We start from the raw sequence: 16,105 nt of genomic DNA, 5'->3' as shown, positions 1-16,105 counted from the left end.
ACCGTCCGGTTGGTCAAGCGGCTCTCGGGCACCGCGTGACGCGTCGGGTGCCCGACGGCCGGGGCTCGCGGGTAGTGAAGATCGGCTATAAGTGACCCATGGACTTCCCGCCGTACCTGGCCACCATGCCGATGCACGCGATCACCGAGATCCACGGCGAACCGGGCCTGCTGGAACGGTTCCGGCTGGAGATCGCGGCCTTCGACGAGGTCGCGCGGGACCGGCTCACCGCCGCCCTCGACCTCGCGGCCGAGCTGCACGGCGACGACCGGCGGGTCCGTGAGCCGTACCTCAACCACCTGCTCCGGGTGGCGATCCGGATGATGCACCACTACCAGGTGCGCGACGTGGACGTCATCGTCGCCGGCCTGCTGCACGACGCGGTGGAGGACCACCCCGACGAGCTGGCCGGCGTCGGGGCCGCCGACCCGACGGCGGCGGCGCTGGCCACCCTCGCCGCCCGGTTCGGCTCGCGGGTGGCCCGCCTGGTCGGCGCGGTCACCAACCCGGAGTACGACCCGGCGCGCGACCGCAACGCCCAGTACCGCGAGCACGTGGCGGCCAGCCTGGACCGGGAGCCGTGGGCGCGGGTCATCAAGGTCTCCGACTTCACCGACAACGGGGTGGGTGTCGTCTACACCATCGGGCCGAAGGTGGCCCGGTCGGCGGCGAAGTACCGGCCGCTGGTGCCGGTGTTCCGCGACCTGATCGCCCGGCCGGACACGCCGCTGTCGGCGCCGGTGAAGCGGCACATCTTCGCCCAGCTCGACCTGGCCGAGGAGCGGTTCAGCGCGATCCTCGACCGGCCCAACTGACTGCCGAGCCGGCGTCCTCACCCCGGGTGGCCACGCCATCGGCGTGCGCCGGCTGCCCGCCACGGTCCGCCGCCGCTTCGAGTAGCGATCGCCGGGGCGGTGCAGCCCGGATGGCACCATGTCCACCATGGATTGGATGCCGCTGCTGAGCACCGGGGCCGGCGCGCTCATCGCGCTGTCGGGCACTTTCCTGGTCGACCTGCGGCGGGAGCGGGACACCCGCTCCCGCGACCGGGACCTCGATCGGTGGCGCACCTGCGTGGACTTCGCGCTCGCCCTGGCCACCGCGCACGGCATGCTGCGGTCGTCGGCCGCCGAGGACCGGGAGGCGTCCGCCCGCGCGATGACGGAATCCGGCGTCTACCAGGCCCGCGAGCGGCTGCTGATGTCCGGCACGCCGGAGCTGGTGACGGCGGGCGAGGACGTCTTCCACCGGCTGGTCCGGATGCGGCGGCTCGTCCGCGACGGCGGAGACCTGCGTTCCGCCGAGGGGCACGAGGCGTACCACGAGTTCGCCGAGGCGCTGTGGCACTTCCGGATGGCGGTGCGCCGGCAGTTCGGCCACCGGGCGATGGACCCGGCGACGTTGGACCGGGTCGACTGGTCGGAGCGGCACGAGTGCCCGTACTGCGCCGCCGGGTCGTAGCCCGGCGGGGCTTCGGTTCCCACCTGCCCGTACGTGAGCCGCTGTCCGATTGCCGTCATTGACGCCGGCCCGGATCGTGCTGAGACTTCCGGTACCCGAGAAGCTCCTCCCGGCGCTGCCGACTGCGGCTTCTCGGCCGACGGGAGGTCTGCCGTGCTGCGGATAATGCTCTGCGGCGCGCACGACACCGAGCGCTACCGCGAGGACTTCGTCGAGGTCGCGTCGGGCTTCGACGCGGAGGTGTGGCACTACCTGTCCGGCGACATCCTGCACATCAACCACGCCCAGGCGAGCTGGGTGACCAACTCCCGCGACACCGTACGGAACGCCCATGTCTGCGTCTTCGTGATCGTGGAATCGTTCGGGTCGATCACGTGGCAGACGGAGCTGCGCGAGGCCCTCGCCGTCGGGAAGCCGATCCTGGTGCTCTGCCTGGACAAGACGTACCAGGCGTACAAGACGCTGACCCGGGACGTGGCACTCTCCGCGGTGACCGACCCTGACCGGCGGAAGCTGATCGAGATCATCCACGAGGTGGGGTCGGAACGGCAGCTGACGATCGTCCCGTTCTCCTACGGGAAGTTCAAGGAAAAGCTCAAGAGCCAGTTGTCCCGGCTGTTCGAGCAGGCGTTGGGTCAGATGGAGGTCCGCAACAGGCGGGCGGCCGTGGCGCGGATCTTGAGTGAGGCGTCCCGGCTGAGTCGCTCCGAGCTCCTGCTCAGCGCGGAGATCGCGGTCGACGAGTTCGAGAACAAAATCTCCCGCAAGCAGGCCATCCGCGCGCTCGCGGCCCACCGCGCCGCCGACGAGGAGACCATCCTGACCCTGCTCTCCAGCATGGAGCAGGGCGTGCAACGGCTCACCGTCGAACTGCTCCCGCAGTTGTACGCCGAGCGCCCGGCCGATCCGGAGTTCTTCGCGCACTGCATCGCCGTGGCTAACCGGTCGGCCGACGTCGGTGTGGCGCGCCGCCTCATCCCGGCCCTGCTCGACATCGACCTGCCCACCGCCGTCCGCGCGATGGCCACCTTGCAGTTGGTGGAGTCCGGCGCGCGGCGGCGGCTGGCCGAGACGCTGGAGACGTACGAGCCGCACCTCGTCGACCCCGAGGTGGTGCAAGGGGTGTGCGCCCTGCTCGATCGCTGCCTGACCAGCGAGTCCGAGGCGGACTGGAAGGCGCGCTGCCGGGCGTTCCACGAGCGGCTGACCGCGGACCAGCGGCGGGACGGCGACGACCAGCCGTCGTAGGTCGCCCGTCCGGGCTACGGCCCCCGCTGCTGAGCACCGGAGCCGGTGCCGTCATCGCCGAACCGATCAGGCAGCCTTGAAGACGGTGTCGAGGTGCCACTCCAGGAATTCGCTGTGGGGTCGGTCCGCGCGCCGCTCCGGCACGGTGATCTCAGTGCCGGCCCTGGCGTAGAACTGGTCCCCGTTGCCGAATTCGCTCCGCAGCCGAGGGCTGACCAGCAGTCGGTGCTTCGGGTCCACACCCAGGTAACCCCGGTCGAAGAGGATGTGCACGTCGGACTTGAGCAGAAGGCCGTTGTCCAAGCGGTGTTCCCCGCCCTTCGGCAGCGGTCGGATGTGCGCCGCCTGGAGCACGGGTTGCACCTTGTTGCCGGTGATGGCGCAGCGCCGGCCGTAGGCTCCGAGCACCACCGCCTTGAACGACTGCTGACCGAGGCGTTGCGGCACCAGTCTCGGATCGCCGTAGACCGGGCCCGGACGGTGCCACGGCTCGCTCAGGTCCAACTCGACGTCGGTACCGATCAGACGGTGGATCAGCAGGTCGAAGTAGCCGGCCACTGCTTCGTCCGCGAGGTCGTAGGTCTTTCCCTGTACGACATTTGACGCGAAGGCGGGCGGTGGGTCGACGGTGGAATCGTCCGGGAAGAAGACCGTGTCCCGCACGAAGATGCAGCCGATGACGGGGTCTTCCTCGGGTCCGATCGGCTCCCGGCGGTACCGACCGACGCTACCGCGCATCTCGTCGAGACTGGCCACCCCGTTCGCCTCGCCGAACAGTTCCCACGCCTCGGAGATCCTGAGCTGGGTGAAGCCGCTGAAGAAGCCGCCGCCAACGACGCGGTTCAGCGGGTAGTGCGCCTTGAAGATGAACGGCTCGCCGGGAGTCAACGCCCGGAAGCCCCCTCCGGAGGGCCGCCAGAAGTTGACCTCGGTGAGGTCGGGACGCGCCGCCAGGAAGCGGTACCACTTCGCGTCGGTGACTCCCACGAAGGCTTTCACCTTGCCAGCATGCATCACGGTTGATCTTCACGCCACTGTCCGATCCGGCAGTGGTCGAGGTTTGCGCATCCATACATCGGCCCGCCCAGGCAGGGCTCATTGAGCGGATCCCAGCCCTGCCTGAGGCATCGCACCCCAACTGCGACCGGCCTCCGAGGTGGTCTCCGAACTGGGCCGGAAAGGGCCCAGTTCGAAGCACCTGTCGTAACGTCGAGCGAAGTCAGCGGCTGGTGTAGCCCGCATCCACGGGGATGGTCACGCCGGTGACATAAGAGGACGCGTCGGAGGCCAGCCACAGGCTCGCCTGTGCGATTTCGCGGCCATGCCCCAGCCGGTTGAAGACGCTCATCGTGGGAGCGAACTCCTCGATCGTCATACCCCTTGCTCCGAGGGACGACCGGAGCATCGCGGTGTCGATGGCACCCGGCGCAACCGCGTTGACCCGGATCCCGTGCTGCCCGTTCTCGACCGCCGCGACCTTCGTCATGCCCACGACGGCGGCCTTGGCCGACACGTAGGCAACGTCACCGCCCTGCGGCCGGAATGCGCTGACTGACGCGATGTTGACGATCGACCCGCCCCCACCCTGCTTGACCATCTGCTGCAGTTCATACTTGAGGGTGAGTGCCGTGCCCTTCAGGTCGATCGACATGAGCCGGTCCCAGTAGTTCTCGTCGAAATCTTCGACCAGCGCGTTGTCCGGGGAGATCGCGGCGTTGTTGACCGCCACGTCCAGGCGACCGTAATGCGCGACGGTCTGGTCGATCAGCGCCTGCACCTGTCGCGAGTCCGAGATATCGACCTTGATGTAGAGGGCCTCGCCCCCGGACTGCTCGATCGCGGCGGCCACGGCACGGCCCTTCTCCTCATTGAAGTCGGCAACCACCACCCGAGCGCCGGCTTCGGCGAAGAGCTTGGCGGTTTCCTCCCCCATCCCCATGGCCGCGCCCGTCACGATAGCGACCTTGTCGGCCAGTACCGGAAATGTCATCGCTCGCTCCTTGAATGCTTCACCGTCGCCATGGACGGAGTTGCTCGGCACGCCGGTCGCAGGCGGCGTCGGTCTGCGACCGGCTCGTGAATCAACCATTGTTTGCTTGACAAGGCAACAACTTTCCGGGTGCCCGCCGTCATAGGTCATCGCGGAGTGCGCGGCGGTCACTTGTTCGCAAGCCGCGGCGTGCGGACCTTGGTTACTGCGTAGCGTCGGGAAACTGGTGCGGCGTCGAACCGGATGGCCCGGACATCACCATCCAGCGATCACGTGGCGCCCTGGTCGGGACGGCGTGAGCTCAGCGACAGGTGGTCCACCCCGCGTCGACCACGACCGCCTGCCCGGTGATGTAGCGACCCGCGTTTGAACCCGATGATGTCGGCACGCCCTTCGGCGAACCGCACCGCATCCGACCTGCCGTGACCCCGGGCGATCCCGGAGATGAGTGCCACGTTGTTTTCAAGCCGACCCATTGCCAGCTCCTCCCTTGCCGCCCCTCCGCGCACCTGCCGTACGGGCTGACGCGACAGCTGATCCTCCGCAAAGCTACCATCCACTTGCTTTGTCAAGCAAGTACTTGCCTCCGAGGTCGGATGGCGACAACCGCGCCTCGGATGGGAGCGGACGCAAGGAACCTCGCCGGGCCCGCTCGGCGACTCCCTGGTCGCGGCCGTACGGCAACACCTGTGCGGACCGTCGGCGTCTTCAACCGTCAATTGTCGGAGAACATGAACGGCATGCCCTCGTACCCGCGCGGCTGCCGGCAGATCCCCCGCAACCTTGTTAGCTTCGGATCATCAGCGGGTCACCGACGACACGTTGAGGCTGGTGAGCGCCGCCGCGCGACACCCCTCGACCAGCCACCCTTGTGCGAACCAACGCACTGAAGCGCCCGGCTCCGCCCGGAAACCGGAGCGGAGCGGTTCGGCGATGCGGGAGGGGTGACGTGACCGACGCTTCGAGCGGGAGCCCGAGCCCAAAGGGGCCCGAGCGACGGCGGGTCGACCGCGGACGGGGTCGCGCGCAGGAGGTCGGCAGGAATGTCCTGACCGGGCTGAACACCCTCTGGAAGCAGGCCTTTCCGGCGCTGGAGGAACTGGAACCCGCGGCCGCGACAGAACGGTCCTCTCCACCGCCCGACGAACCCGTCGAGCGACGGGACGTGGTCGGGCCGATCGTGCTTCCCGCGCAAGGCTACGTGTTCGGCTTCACGGTCCGCGCCTCCCTCACCTGGTCGTGCAAGGGCGTAGGCCCGGACGTGCTCCACTGGTACGCGCACCACTTCAGGCCAGATGTGATCCAGCGGGTGAAGCGAATCGCCGCCGGGCAGGCCCGCAGGTTGCCCCCACACCGGGCTGGGGAGCTGGAGACCGCTCTGCAGCGGGCACTCACCGAGGAGGACCCGCCCCCGTGGACCTACCAGCGCGGGGACCTGGTGTTCGAGTGCCTCCCGGAGATGTCGGTACGGCTCGAAGATCGGGTCAGGCAGGTCCTTCAGCCGCACTGGGAACGCCTGATCGAGTTGGAGTTGCAGAACGAGCTCTACACGCGACGGGCGCGGTACGCCGAGCGGCTGAACCGGCGCTGGGTGGCGATGATGAACGAATTCGTCGGCCATCCCACTGCCGGCGAGGCGGCGGAGACGTTCAAGGAGGAGCTCGACCGCGCCAGGCAACACATGATGGCAGAGCAGGAGGCCGCCGCTCAGTGGAGCAGGGACCTGTTACGCGACCGGCAGCGACATGAAGGCATCTTCGAGCCCTTCACCTCGATCGAGGTCATCCAGCGGCGACCGCAGGGCCAGGCACACGAGACGTCCCGGCCGTCGGGCGAGACGACGTCAACAGCGGAGGCCCCGCCGGACTCCAGTTGACGCACTCACGCCCCGCCGTCACGCCGCCCGACTACCCCGCTGCTCCCAATCTGCTCGCAGCCGGTCTGCCAACTCGCGGACCGCCGCGGTGTATCGATCGTCCGATTCATTTGGCATGTGCCCCTTCACCTGCGGCGGGGCGCTCTCCCCCGGCTGAGCCAGCAGGTTTTCGGGGTCACGAAGGCGGCGGTCCACCAACGCGGCGGGCGGAGGGCGCACTGGCGGGTCCCCGGGCCGATGCTCGGAGAAAATCCATCCGCCGATGGGGTCGGTGTAACTCCACAGGTTCAGCCAGCGCCACCCGATCCGGTCGCCGACCTCGTGCAGCACGGGCTCGCCGAAGTACGCGGGGTGGAGCTGGCCGTAGAGTCGCGTGAGGGGGGAGGCGTAGGTGAGCAGCGCGACTCGTCGCCGCACCTCCGCGGGCAGTCGCAGCACGGTTGCGGCCAGGATGACCGACCCGTGGCTGTGCCCGCTGAGCACCACCCCGTCGTAGCGCCCCGCCAGCCGGCAGATCCGCTCTGTCAGCTCGGGCACCGCCCGGTCCGTGTAGCAGGGCGGCGCGAACGGGTGGGCCGCGCGGGGCCAGAAGGTGCCGACGTCCCACAGCACCCCGACGTAGCGGCGAAACCCCGCCGTCTCGTGCGTGAACAGCCCGCCCACCAGAAGCCCGCCGACGACCGCGAGGATCATGTAGCTGCCGATGGCCATCACCACGCTCAGCACCCCGGTCGGCACGCCGAGGTGGCCCTGCGCCAGCGGGCCGGGCTCCAGGCCCACGAGAGCCAGCACTCCGGCCGCGAGCCCGATCACGGTCAGGCACGCGTAGGCGATGCCGAGTGAACCAAGTTGCTCGGTGAAAGACGCCCGGATCACCGCTTTGCGCACTCGTTGCACCTGGGAGGTCGCTTCCGAAGGAGCGTCTGGGTAGTCCCGGGCCACGATGGCGGCGGCGGCCCGCCGACGGTCCCCGCGAGCCGACAGGGTGATGACGGCCCACGCCGCTCCGCCGGCGATCGTGGTCAGGAAGAAGGCGAGGATCGCCCACCGGTACGCCGGCGCGGGCACCGCCGGGTCGTTGGGCCCCAGCACGAACGTCGGCCCGCTGAGCAGGGACGCCGTACGGTAGGCCAACTCGCCGGAGAGGGCCCCGGCCAGGCCCGCCGCGACTGTGGCGACGACGACGGCGCCCAACCCGTGCAGCAGCGCCGGCCGGCGGTCCCGGCCACCGGGACGCCACAGCACCAGTACGGCGAGCGCGACGAGCAGCGCCATCTGAGCGACGAAGACGATGGCGACAATGCCGTCGAAGTTGGGCAGCCCGTTCGACCGCGGCCAGCGGACCGGCTCCGTGGCGACGGCCCCGAGCGTCGCCACCGTCAGGCCGCCGGCTACGACGTGCAGCACCACCGGCATCCGGTCCGTGGTGCCGGCGGTCGACGTCGGCTCCAGTAGGTTCGGTACGCAGAGCAGCACCACACACGCGGCCAGCAGCGCTCCGGCGAGCGCGGACAGCCCGACCACCGCCACGGACCGCCCGGCGGCGGCGCGTGCGGCGAGCAGCACGAGGTCCAGCGCGACGAAAGCAGCGGCGACGTGGACCGCGCGAAGCCGCTTCGCCGTCGGCCCGACATCCCACCGGTCCAACGCCGTGAGGCGGTCATCCTGCGGATCCGCCGCCGGCGACCGGAAGGCTCCGTACGAGCGAGCCTGTCGTGCGCTGAGCAACCACACCAGTGCCACCGCGGCCAACGGCACCAGGGCCAGCAGCGCCAGGCGCAGACCGACCGGTCGGCCGGCCAGCCAGGACAGCCAGCCCCGCCCGGCGAGACAGCGGGGCGAGCCCAGGCACGTCCATCCCACGAGGTCGAGGGCGACCCCGGCCGCCGTCAGCGCGTACAGCAGCGTCAGGGTGAGCGCGAGGAGCCGGCACAGCGCCGTGACGCCGGACTGCAGGCCCCCGGCCGCTGGACGCATCCAGAAGGTCATGTTGCTCAACATGAACGGCAGGAGAAAGACCAGGGACAGCGTCCGCCCCGCGGTGCCCGAGGGCAGCTTGCTCCACTGGTACGCCTCCAGCACGGTCCCGTCCGGACCGGAGGTGTGCCGGGGTTGCGCTCGGGGACGGTAGAAACCGGCGCGGCGGTCGCCGGCCACCTGATCGACGTCCCGGCAACCGAGCATCTGACCGGCCCCGACACCTGCCACCCCGTGGACCCTCAGCTCCACGATCTCCCCGTGCATCAGTCGGCGACCCCCAAGCGCGGCGGCCAGCAGACAGTGATCGGCCGCGACCACGATCGCGGTGGTCGCTGCCGGGGCTGGCGCTGATGTCTACCCGCGCCGGCGCCCGACAACCACCCGGCGGCCGTCTGCGCCGATTGTCACTCTTCGTCCTGCTTGTCCATCCCGCCGGTCGCCTCGTAATGCCATCCGTCATCGGCGGGGCGGGCCCTGCGGTACTCCACGTACCAGGTGCCATCACGGGTTTCATGGGTGAACTCGACGAGTTCGTCGGTGGCACCACCCAGTTGCCGGTCCACCCCGTCGAGTGGTCCGCCGTGCAGATGCGCAACCAGTCGATCCATGCCTGCCGCCTACCCGCGCCCTTGCCGGGATATGCCGCCACCGGCAGCGCTACTCGCGCGGTCTGGCCCCTACCTGGCCCATTTCGACCGACAGCTCGCCAGCTACGGCTCCCGCATCCAGGTCTTCGGGTCGGTGACGAACACGCCCTTGCCCTGCTGCCGTCGAATCACGCGAAGCGCTTCGAGGCGGACGTAAGCCAATTGCACGGTTCCGTAGCTGACGCCGTAGTCGGCGCGCGTCTCGGTGATCGACGGCAGCCGGTCACCGGGCTTCAGCTTCCCCGACCTCACGTCGGCCATCACGTCGTCGGCGATACGCAGATATTCGGCTGATTCGGGCATGTCACTCCTCGCGTGGCAACCCGAATTCGATCACAGCTCGACTCACTAAACAACGTGCTTTGACTTCCCTGTGTTCCCTAGTTATGTTTGTCCCGAGCCGGTCCTCGCGTGGCAACGAGTTCGGCTCATCCCCTGGTCGGGGCGGGTGTGGGTGCCCGTCCCGACCCGTCGGACTGCTCTGCTGTCGTACCGCTGAATCGAGCTGCGGCGGCCGAGCGGGCGGGTCGTCCGCGGCCCCCGCGCGGACGGCCCGCCCTTCCACCCCCCTGCCGGGAGCCGCCGCGCTCCCGCCTGCCCGCAGAGAGGATCGTCGTGGCTCAGGTGTATCGAGGTGGCCAGCCCTACCCGGCCGGTCACCCGGACCGGTTGACGCCGCACGAGGTGCGAACCCGCGAGTTCGCCGCCCGCCGGCGCGGCGTCGACCCCGATCAGGTACGCGAGTTCCAGGCCCGGGTGGCCGACGAGCTGGCCATGCTCAACGAGACGGTACGGCTGCTCAGCCAGGAGAACGATCGGATCAAGCGGGCGCTGCGCGACTGGCAGACCCTGCACGCGCGGGAGTGCCGGCCGCCGAACTCCGGTCACTGGTGACCGTGCGGCCCTCCCCCGGCGACCTGCTCACCATCGACGGCCGGGCCTCGGTGCAGTTCGCCGGGGACCGCGCCCTGACCTTCCGCGTCGTATCGGTCGCCGACCAGCCGACGTACCACGGCTGGATCTGGCTGACCGGCTACGTGCTCAACCGCGCCGGCCGAGCAACCGCGAGGCGCGAGGTATACGTCCAGCTCGCCGGCCTCGGCCGCGCCCCCGGAGGCCAAGGCCCCAGGACGGGGCTCGGGACACCGCGCGCCGCGTCGGCCAGCTCGTAGAACCGCTCCATCGCCCGTACCGCGCCAGCACCGCCGCGCGCGCAGCAGCACCGGCCAGGCCTCAGCCGACAGCGCGGCCGCCGGCACGGCCAGTTGCCAGGCCCGCTCGACCTACTCGCCGCTGGTGTTCGGGGACGGGCCCGGTGCCGCGGCGAATGATCACAGGGCCGTGATCAGACCTGAGTCAGTCGCAGTAGCCGCAGGCACCACTGACCGGCAGTTGGATGCCGCACCGCGGCAGGTGGGGAGCAGGGGTGGCGGTGTGTTCCGCCGTACGGCCTGTTGGAGCCTCAGCGCGAGGGCAGGCTTGCCGCCGTCCGCTGGCAACCCGACGCCTCGAAGTAGCGGTAGCAGTCCAGCCTCGCCGACGCGGCGTGCCGCTCGCGTTCCATCTCGTCCTCGACCGGCGGCTGCCCGGCCACCTGCAACACCTCGGCGTATCCGACGCCGACCTTGCCGTCGTCCTTGTGTACGACCAGGGCCGTCAGCGGTGGGTGCCCCTGGCGGTGCGCACGACGAACCACCCGGCCCAGGACGGGGTTCACTCGTGGTCGGCGCGCTCCGGGTGCGCCTGCCGGGCCCGGAGGAACTCCCCCAGCCCCTGCCCGTCGTCCCTGGCCAGGAACGCGCCCCGCGCGTTGAGCAGGGCCTCGTCGGCGTGGGCCATGCAGCCCCACACCGTGTCGCCCCACGAGTCGGCCAGCTTGACCTCGGCCGGCGCCGGGCAGGCTTCGCCCCGTGGGGCGCCGATCTGGCAGCGGGCCGGTGCGCCACCGCGCCGGCTGACCGCCTCGGCCGCCTCGCGGATCAGCGAGAACCGGTCCTCGGTGCCGGACTGCGGGACCCGCGCCTGTGCCGGTACGGCCCGCCGCTGCCCGAAGAGCACCACGTTGCCGTCCGGGTCGGTGGTGCGGCACTCGCCCCCGGGGGCGTGTTCGGGATGGCCGGCCCGCTCGACGGTGAGCCCGGCGGCGGTGAGGCGCTCGACGGTCGCCGCCAGGTCCTCGACGTACAGGTAGATCAGCAGCGGCAGCTCGACGGTGACCAGCCGGGGCGTGACCGCGGCCAGCAGCAGGGTCAGCTCCCCGCACTGGAGGTACGACCAGCGCGATTCGCCGTCGCCGCCGGTGCGGATCTCGGAGTAGCCGAACAGCTCGTAGAACCGCCGGGCGCTGTCGGCGTCCGCGACGTACAGCACCGGCACCTGCGCCTGCACTCCACTCTGCACCGCGCCACTCTACCCACGGAGGACGGGCGACTCGCGGTTCGGATCTCGGGTATTTCGCAGCGGCGGTTCGACGTGTCAGGCAGCCAGGGTGGCGTAGCGGCCCTGGCGCGCGAGCAGCGTCTCGTGGGTGCCGGACTCGACGATCCGACCGTGGTCGACCACGGCGATCTGGTCGGCGTGGCGGACGGTGGAGAGCCGGTGCGCGATGGTGATCACGGTACGGCCCTCCGCCAGCGCGTCGAAGGCCCGCTGGACCGCCCGCTCGGTCTCGGTGTCCAGTGCGCTGGTGGCCTCGTCGAGCACCAGGATGCGCGGGTCGCGTAGCAGGGTGCGGGCGATCGCGAGGCGCTGTTTCTCCCCGCCGGAGAAGCGGTGGCCGCGGGAGCCGACCATCGTGTCGTACCCGTCGGGAAGGGCGGCGATGAGGTCGTGGATCTGCGCGGCGCGGGCCGCGTCCTCGATCTCGGTGTCGGTGGCGTCGGGGCGCGCGTACCGGAGGTTCTCCCGCACGGTGGTGTGCAGCAGGTAGGTCTCCTGGCTGACCACGCCCACGACGGCGGCCAGGTCGGTCAGCCGCAGGTCACGCAGGTCGACGCCGTCGATGGTGATCCGGCCGCTGTCCGGGTCGTGCAGCCGGCTGACCAGGGCGGCCAGGGTGCTCTTGCCGGAGCCGGTCTCGCCCACCAGGGCGAGGCTGGTGCCGGCCGGCACGTCGAGGGTGACCCCGGCGACGGCGGCGGTGTCGCTGCCCGGGTAGCTGAAGGTGACGTCCGCCAGGCGCAGGTGGCCGCGGACCCGGGCCGGGTCGATCCGCACCGGGTGCGCCGGGTCGTCCACCTCGACCGGGAGGTCGAGGTATTCGAAGATGCGGGCGAAGAGCGCCAGCGAGGCGGTGAGCGTGACGCCGACGTTGAGCAGCCCCATCAGCGGCCGGAACAGCCCGCCCTGCAGGGCGGTGAAGGCGACCAGGGTGCCGATGCTCAGCGTGCCGGCGGTGCCGGGCAGCCCCGCGCCGAGGTAGATGACCGCCGGAATCGCGGCGAAGATGACGGTCATCGAGGCCATCCGCCAGCGGCCGGCCAGTTCGGAGCGGAGCTCCAGGTCGACCAGGCGGGCCGAGGAGGCGGCGAAGCGGTCGGTGAGCGCGGCCCCGGCGCCGAGGGTCTTGCTGAGCTGCACGCCGCTGATCGACAGCCCCTCCTCGATGGTGACGTTGAGGTCGGCCAGCTCGCGCTGGCGCCGGGCGGTGATCTCCCGGCGCATCCGGGCCACCTTGCGGGTCAGGTGGATCGCCGGGGGCAGCACCACCAGCGACACCAGCGAGAGTCGCCAGGAGAGCGCCACCATCGCCACGGCGGTGGCCACCACGGTGGTCAGGTTCGACGCGATGGAGGTGGCGGTGGAGGTGACGACGCTCTGCATGCCGCCGATGTCGTTGGTGATGCGGGACTGCACCTCGCCGGTGCGGGTGCGGGTGAAGAAGCCGATCGACTGCCGGTGCAGGTGGGTGAAGACGTCGGTGCGCAGCCGGTGCATCACCTGCTGCCCGACCCGGGTGGAGATCCAGGTCTGCACCACGCCGAGCACGGCGGTCACGGCCGCGACCGCGACCATGCCGACGACCAGCCAGGCCAGCAGGGTGAGGTCGCGCGCAGGCAGCGCGCGGTCGATCACGGCGCGCAGCAGGAACGGCGAGGCCATCGCGACCACCGAGGAGACCACGATGATCGCGGTGACGGCGGCCAACTGCCAGCGGTACGCGGTGAAGAGCCGGCCGATGCGCCGCAGCGACACGTCGCGGGCCTGAGCCTTCTCGGCGGCGGTGACGGTGCGGGGGGCGCCGCCGCCGCGGCCCTCCCGACGAATAGGGGTGGTGTCCAAGTGGACCTCCAAGTTGCTGAGGTTACCTCATTATGAGGTAGCAACAGCACGGACTGCTACCGTATTCCGGTGACCGCCGAGCACCCCGATACGCCCGAGGAGAGCCTGCCGGAGCTGTTCTGGGCGGTGGCCCGACGCCTGCGCCACCAGTCCCGACGCACCCTCGAACCGTGGGAGATCAACCCCGGCCACGCCCGGGCCCTCGGCGTCCTCACCCGGCACGGCGCCCAGCGGCTCAGCGCGCTCGCCGACCACCTGCACATCGCCCCCCGCTCGGCCACCGAGGTGGTCGACGGCCTGGAGGAGCGCGGGCTCGTCGAGCGCCGGCCCGACCCGGCGGACCGGCGCGCGACCCTGGTCGCGCCGACCGACGAGGGTACGCGCGTCGGCACCGCCATCCGGGCGGCCCGCGACGCCGAGGCGGGACGCTTCTTCGGCCACCTCTCCCCCACCGACCGGGACCACCTGACCCGCCTGCTCCGCACCCTGCTCGACTGACCGCCCCGGTCAGGCGATCGTGAGGTCGGCGACCACCCCGAAGTGGTCGCTGGCCCAGACGCCCCGTCCCTTGTCCACCCGCCCCTCATCCCGCTCGTCACCCTGCTCGGGCGGCTCGATCCGCTCGCGAGGCTCGGACGGCTCGGACGGCTCGGACGGTTGGGCGAAGGCGAGGCGGCAGTCGGCCACCCGCAGCGTCGGCCCGTGGTCGAGGCAACGGACCAGGATGTAGTCGATCCGGCGGCCCAGCTCCAACGGCATCTCCCCACCCCGGACCAGCGGATTGCGGGGCGTGAAGGTGTGCCCGGCCTCGTCGGGGTGGATCGCCTCCCACGCGTCGCGGTACATCACGCTGGTCCCCGCCAGCGACTGCCGGCCGGTCCAGAACCGCATGCTCGCGGCGTCAGGCACCGCGTCGAAGTCCCCGGCGACGACCACGTGGACCGCCTCGCCCGACACCAGCCGCTCGATCTCCCGGGCGGTGCGGACGGCCTGTTGTTCGCGTTCGTACTCGAACCCGTACTGCCAGGTGGGCTTGTGGTTGACGAAGACCAGCGGGCCGAAGGGTGCCGGCGCGGCGACGCGCGCCACGAGGGCGGCGGCGGGGAACCGGGCGGCTCGCTCGTTGACCCGCAGGTCGATCTCGGTCAGCTCCTCGACGGGCCAGCGGCTGGCGATGGAGATGCCCACCCCGTCGGCCTGCCGCGGCTGCTGGTGCCGGATGACGTAGTCGGGGCTGAGCAGGTCCGCCACCTGGTCGTGGTCGGCGGTCACCACGGTCTCCTCCAGCGCGAGCAGGTCCGGGTCCAGGGCTCGCAGACCCGCCCGGAGCACCTCCCGTCGGCGCTCCCACTCCGCCAGGTGGTTGAAGAGGTTGAGTTGCAGCACCCGCAGCCTGGACGGGCCGTCGCCGGTCATGGGTACTCCCTACCCCGTCCACGGTCACCGTCACTTCCGTCTGCGCCGCGCCCGCCCGCGCTGCCAACCGGACGGCGTCACGGGCCGGGACGGCGGGTGGCCAGGATCGCCAGCACCTCGCGACGTACCTCGTCGACCTCGTGGACCAGGCGGCGGTGGGCGAAGCGCACCACGAGGATGCCGGCGGTGGCGAGCAGCGCGTCCCGGCGCAGGTCGATCTCGCGTTGGCGCGGGTCGGCGTGCGTACTCGCGCCGTCGAGTTCGAAGTCGACCCGTTCCCGCTCGGCCCAGACGTCCAGGTACATCGTCCGGCCACCGACGACGATCCGCGTCTGCCGCTGGAACGGCGGCATTCCCGGGCCGGTGAAGACGCGGTCTTGGCCCCAGATCTCCAGCGGGCTCCGACAGCCGATCTGGAGCAGGTCGAGCAGGGTCCGCAGCTCGGCTCGGGCCGCGAGTTTCGGCACGGTCTTCAGCGCGGCGAAGACCCGCTGCGGTGTCGTGAGCCGGTCGTTGACCGCGCGGATCACCGGTGCGGGGCGGTCCACGGCGGGCAGCAGCGGCCAGGCGTCGACCAACGCCTGCTCCAGCCGGACCACCGGAACGCCCGACCGGCTCACCACCTGCGGCGGCCCCATCACGAATCCCTGGCGGTGATGCACGGCGAGATGAGCTCGGGGCCGAAGGCCTGAACCGCGCGGCGCGTCCAGGTGCACCGGCTCGCCCGCGGGTTGGCGGCGCAGGCCCCACACGTCGAGAGCGGTGACGCGGCTCAGGGCCGCCCGCCCGTCGGCGTAGGCGAGGGCCGCCCGCCTCCTCGTCGGCGGTTCGAGCCGCAGGAAGGCGGAAGCGTCGAGCGGATCACGAGCGGCTGCGCCGCTCAGGCCAGCCGGGGCCGGTGAGAGCCTCCGACTCCTCTCCTCCGCCGAGCTGCCCCGCTCGCCGCGGGCCAGAGCCGCATCGACGTAGACGCCGGGCAGCACGCGCAGCAGCCAACCGCCCTGGCAGGCGTCCCACAACACCCACTCCGGCACCACCTCGACCACCGCCCGCCGAGTCACCACTCCCTCGCCCCGCTCAACCAGAGCCCGCAACACCGGATGCACCCCAAAAGGCTCCCGCCCACCCCACCCCGCCCGCTCCCCCACCGCCTTCCCCTGTGGACACCACCCCCGCCTGTGGAAAACCCCCGCCCCGCCCCCTCAT

17 protein-coding genes are annotated in these 16,105 nt (G+C 71.0%); 7 read left to right on the top strand and 10 right to left on the bottom strand.

Features of this window, described 5'->3' with window-relative positions:
- The first annotated feature begins 98 nt into the window (after window positions 1–98).
- From V6U79_RS09675 to V6U79_RS09665, 3 genes are all read left to right on the top strand, one after another.
- Window positions 99–815 carry an HD domain-containing protein gene (locus V6U79_RS09675; protein WP_334614339.1) on the top strand — a complete coding sequence of 239 codons (717 nt, stop codon included), beginning with the start codon at window positions 99–101 and terminating at the stop codon, window positions 813–815.
- A gap of 118 nt (window positions 816–933) precedes the next feature.
- The gene (locus V6U79_RS09670) at window positions 934–1,461 is read left to right on the top strand and encodes a hypothetical protein (protein ID WP_334614338.1); all 528 of its coding nucleotides are present in this window, start codon (window positions 934–936) and stop codon (window positions 1,459–1,461) included.
- A 153-nt stretch (window positions 1,462–1,614) separates the two neighbouring features.
- Window positions 1,615–2,709 (top strand): hypothetical protein, encoded by a 1,095-nt coding sequence (locus V6U79_RS09665; protein ID WP_334614337.1) that lies wholly within the window; start codon window positions 1,615–1,617, stop codon window positions 2,707–2,709.
- 66 nt (window positions 2,710–2,775) lie between these two features.
- Here V6U79_RS09665 and V6U79_RS09660 read toward each other — a convergent pair whose 3' ends face one another.
- Together V6U79_RS09660 and V6U79_RS09655 are read right to left on the bottom strand one after the other, a co-directional pair.
- Window positions 2,776–3,708: an HNH endonuclease gene (locus V6U79_RS09660; RefSeq protein WP_334614336.1), complete on the bottom strand. Its 933-nt coding sequence runs from the start codon at window positions 3,706–3,708 to the stop codon at window positions 2,776–2,778.
- Window positions 3,709–3,928: 220 nt separating this feature from the next.
- Window positions 3,929–4,699: an SDR family NAD(P)-dependent oxidoreductase gene (locus V6U79_RS09655; RefSeq protein WP_334614335.1), complete on the bottom strand. Its 771-nt coding sequence runs from the start codon at window positions 4,697–4,699 to the stop codon at window positions 3,929–3,931.
- 949 nt (window positions 4,700–5,648) lie between these two features.
- Between V6U79_RS09655 and V6U79_RS09650 the strand changes: the two genes are divergently transcribed.
- Complete coding sequence (locus tag V6U79_RS09650) at window positions 5,649–6,575, top strand: hypothetical protein (protein WP_334614334.1); 927 nt, start codon at window positions 5,649–5,651, stop codon at window positions 6,573–6,575.
- An 18-nt stretch (window positions 6,576–6,593) separates the two neighbouring features.
- Here the strand turns inward: V6U79_RS09650 and V6U79_RS09645 are convergent, their stop codons facing one another.
- The 3 genes from V6U79_RS09645 to V6U79_RS09635 form a co-directional block, all read right to left on the bottom strand.
- A complete protein-coding gene (locus V6U79_RS09645) occupies window positions 6,594–8,783 on the bottom strand; it encodes a hypothetical protein (RefSeq protein WP_334614332.1) in 2,190 nt (729 codons plus the stop codon).
- Window positions 8,784–8,959: 176 nt separating this feature from the next.
- Complete coding sequence (locus V6U79_RS09640) at window positions 8,960–9,163, bottom strand: hypothetical protein (protein WP_334522300.1); 204 nt, start codon at window positions 9,161–9,163, stop codon at window positions 8,960–8,962.
- 102 nt (window positions 9,164–9,265) lie between these two features.
- Complete coding sequence (locus tag V6U79_RS09635) at window positions 9,266–9,505, bottom strand: winged helix-turn-helix domain-containing protein (RefSeq protein WP_091558877.1); 240 nt, start codon at window positions 9,503–9,505, stop codon at window positions 9,266–9,268.
- A gap of 312 nt (window positions 9,506–9,817) precedes the next feature.
- Between V6U79_RS09635 and V6U79_RS09630 the strand changes: the two genes are divergently transcribed.
- Together V6U79_RS09630 and V6U79_RS09625 are read left to right on the top strand one after the other, a co-directional pair.
- Window positions 9,818–10,096 carry a DivIVA domain-containing protein gene (locus V6U79_RS09630; protein ID WP_334522304.1) on the top strand — a complete coding sequence of 93 codons (279 nt, stop codon included), beginning with the start codon at window positions 9,818–9,820 and terminating at the stop codon, window positions 10,094–10,096.
- Window positions 10,093–10,374 carry a hypothetical protein gene (locus V6U79_RS09625; protein ID WP_334614330.1) on the top strand — a complete coding sequence of 94 codons (282 nt, stop codon included), beginning with the start codon at window positions 10,093–10,095 and terminating at the stop codon, window positions 10,372–10,374. The genes V6U79_RS09630 and V6U79_RS09625 overlap by 4 nt, the downstream gene beginning before the upstream one ends.
- Before the next feature lie 290 nt (window positions 10,375–10,664).
- On the opposite strand, the gene V6U79_RS09620 is transcribed toward V6U79_RS09625, so the two are convergent.
- From V6U79_RS09620 to V6U79_RS09610, 3 genes are all read right to left on the bottom strand, one after another.
- Window positions 10,665–10,898, bottom strand: a complete 234-nt coding sequence (locus tag V6U79_RS09620) for a hypothetical protein (protein WP_334614328.1) — start codon at window positions 10,896–10,898, stop codon at window positions 10,665–10,667.
- A 17-nt stretch (window positions 10,899–10,915) separates the two neighbouring features.
- Window positions 10,916–11,602, bottom strand: a complete 687-nt coding sequence (locus V6U79_RS09615; RefSeq protein WP_334614326.1) for a VOC family protein — start codon at window positions 11,600–11,602, stop codon at window positions 10,916–10,918.
- A 75-nt stretch (window positions 11,603–11,677) separates the two neighbouring features.
- A complete protein-coding gene (locus tag V6U79_RS09610; RefSeq protein ID WP_334614403.1) occupies window positions 11,678–13,483 on the bottom strand; it encodes an ABC transporter ATP-binding protein in 1,806 nt (601 codons plus the stop codon).
- A 69-nt stretch (window positions 13,484–13,552) separates the two neighbouring features.
- Between V6U79_RS09610 and V6U79_RS09605 the strand changes: the two genes are divergently transcribed.
- The gene (locus V6U79_RS09605; protein WP_334614324.1) at window positions 13,553–13,981 is read left to right on the top strand and encodes a MarR family winged helix-turn-helix transcriptional regulator; all 429 of its coding nucleotides are present in this window, start codon (window positions 13,553–13,555) and stop codon (window positions 13,979–13,981) included.
- Between the two features lie 9 nt (window positions 13,982–13,990).
- Here V6U79_RS09605 and V6U79_RS09600 read toward each other — a convergent pair whose 3' ends face one another.
- Together V6U79_RS09600 and V6U79_RS09595 are read right to left on the bottom strand one after the other, a co-directional pair.
- Window positions 13,991–14,899, bottom strand: coding sequence for an endonuclease/exonuclease/phosphatase family protein (locus V6U79_RS09600; RefSeq protein WP_334614322.1), 909 nt, complete (start codon window positions 14,897–14,899; stop codon window positions 13,991–13,993).
- 77 nt (window positions 14,900–14,976) lie between these two features.
- Window positions 14,977–15,996: a DUF559 domain-containing protein gene (locus V6U79_RS09595; RefSeq protein WP_334614320.1), complete on the bottom strand. Its 1,020-nt coding sequence runs from the start codon at window positions 15,994–15,996 to the stop codon at window positions 14,977–14,979.
- Between the last annotated feature and the right edge of the window lie 109 nt (window positions 15,997–16,105).

The organism is Micromonospora psammae (assembly GCF_036902725.1).
In the GTDB taxonomy this organism is placed as follows: domain Bacteria; phylum Actinomycetota; class Actinomycetes; order Mycobacteriales; family Micromonosporaceae; genus Micromonospora.
Note: the sequence above shows the minus strand (reverse complement) of the source record. Positions and strands in the feature narration are given on the sequence as shown.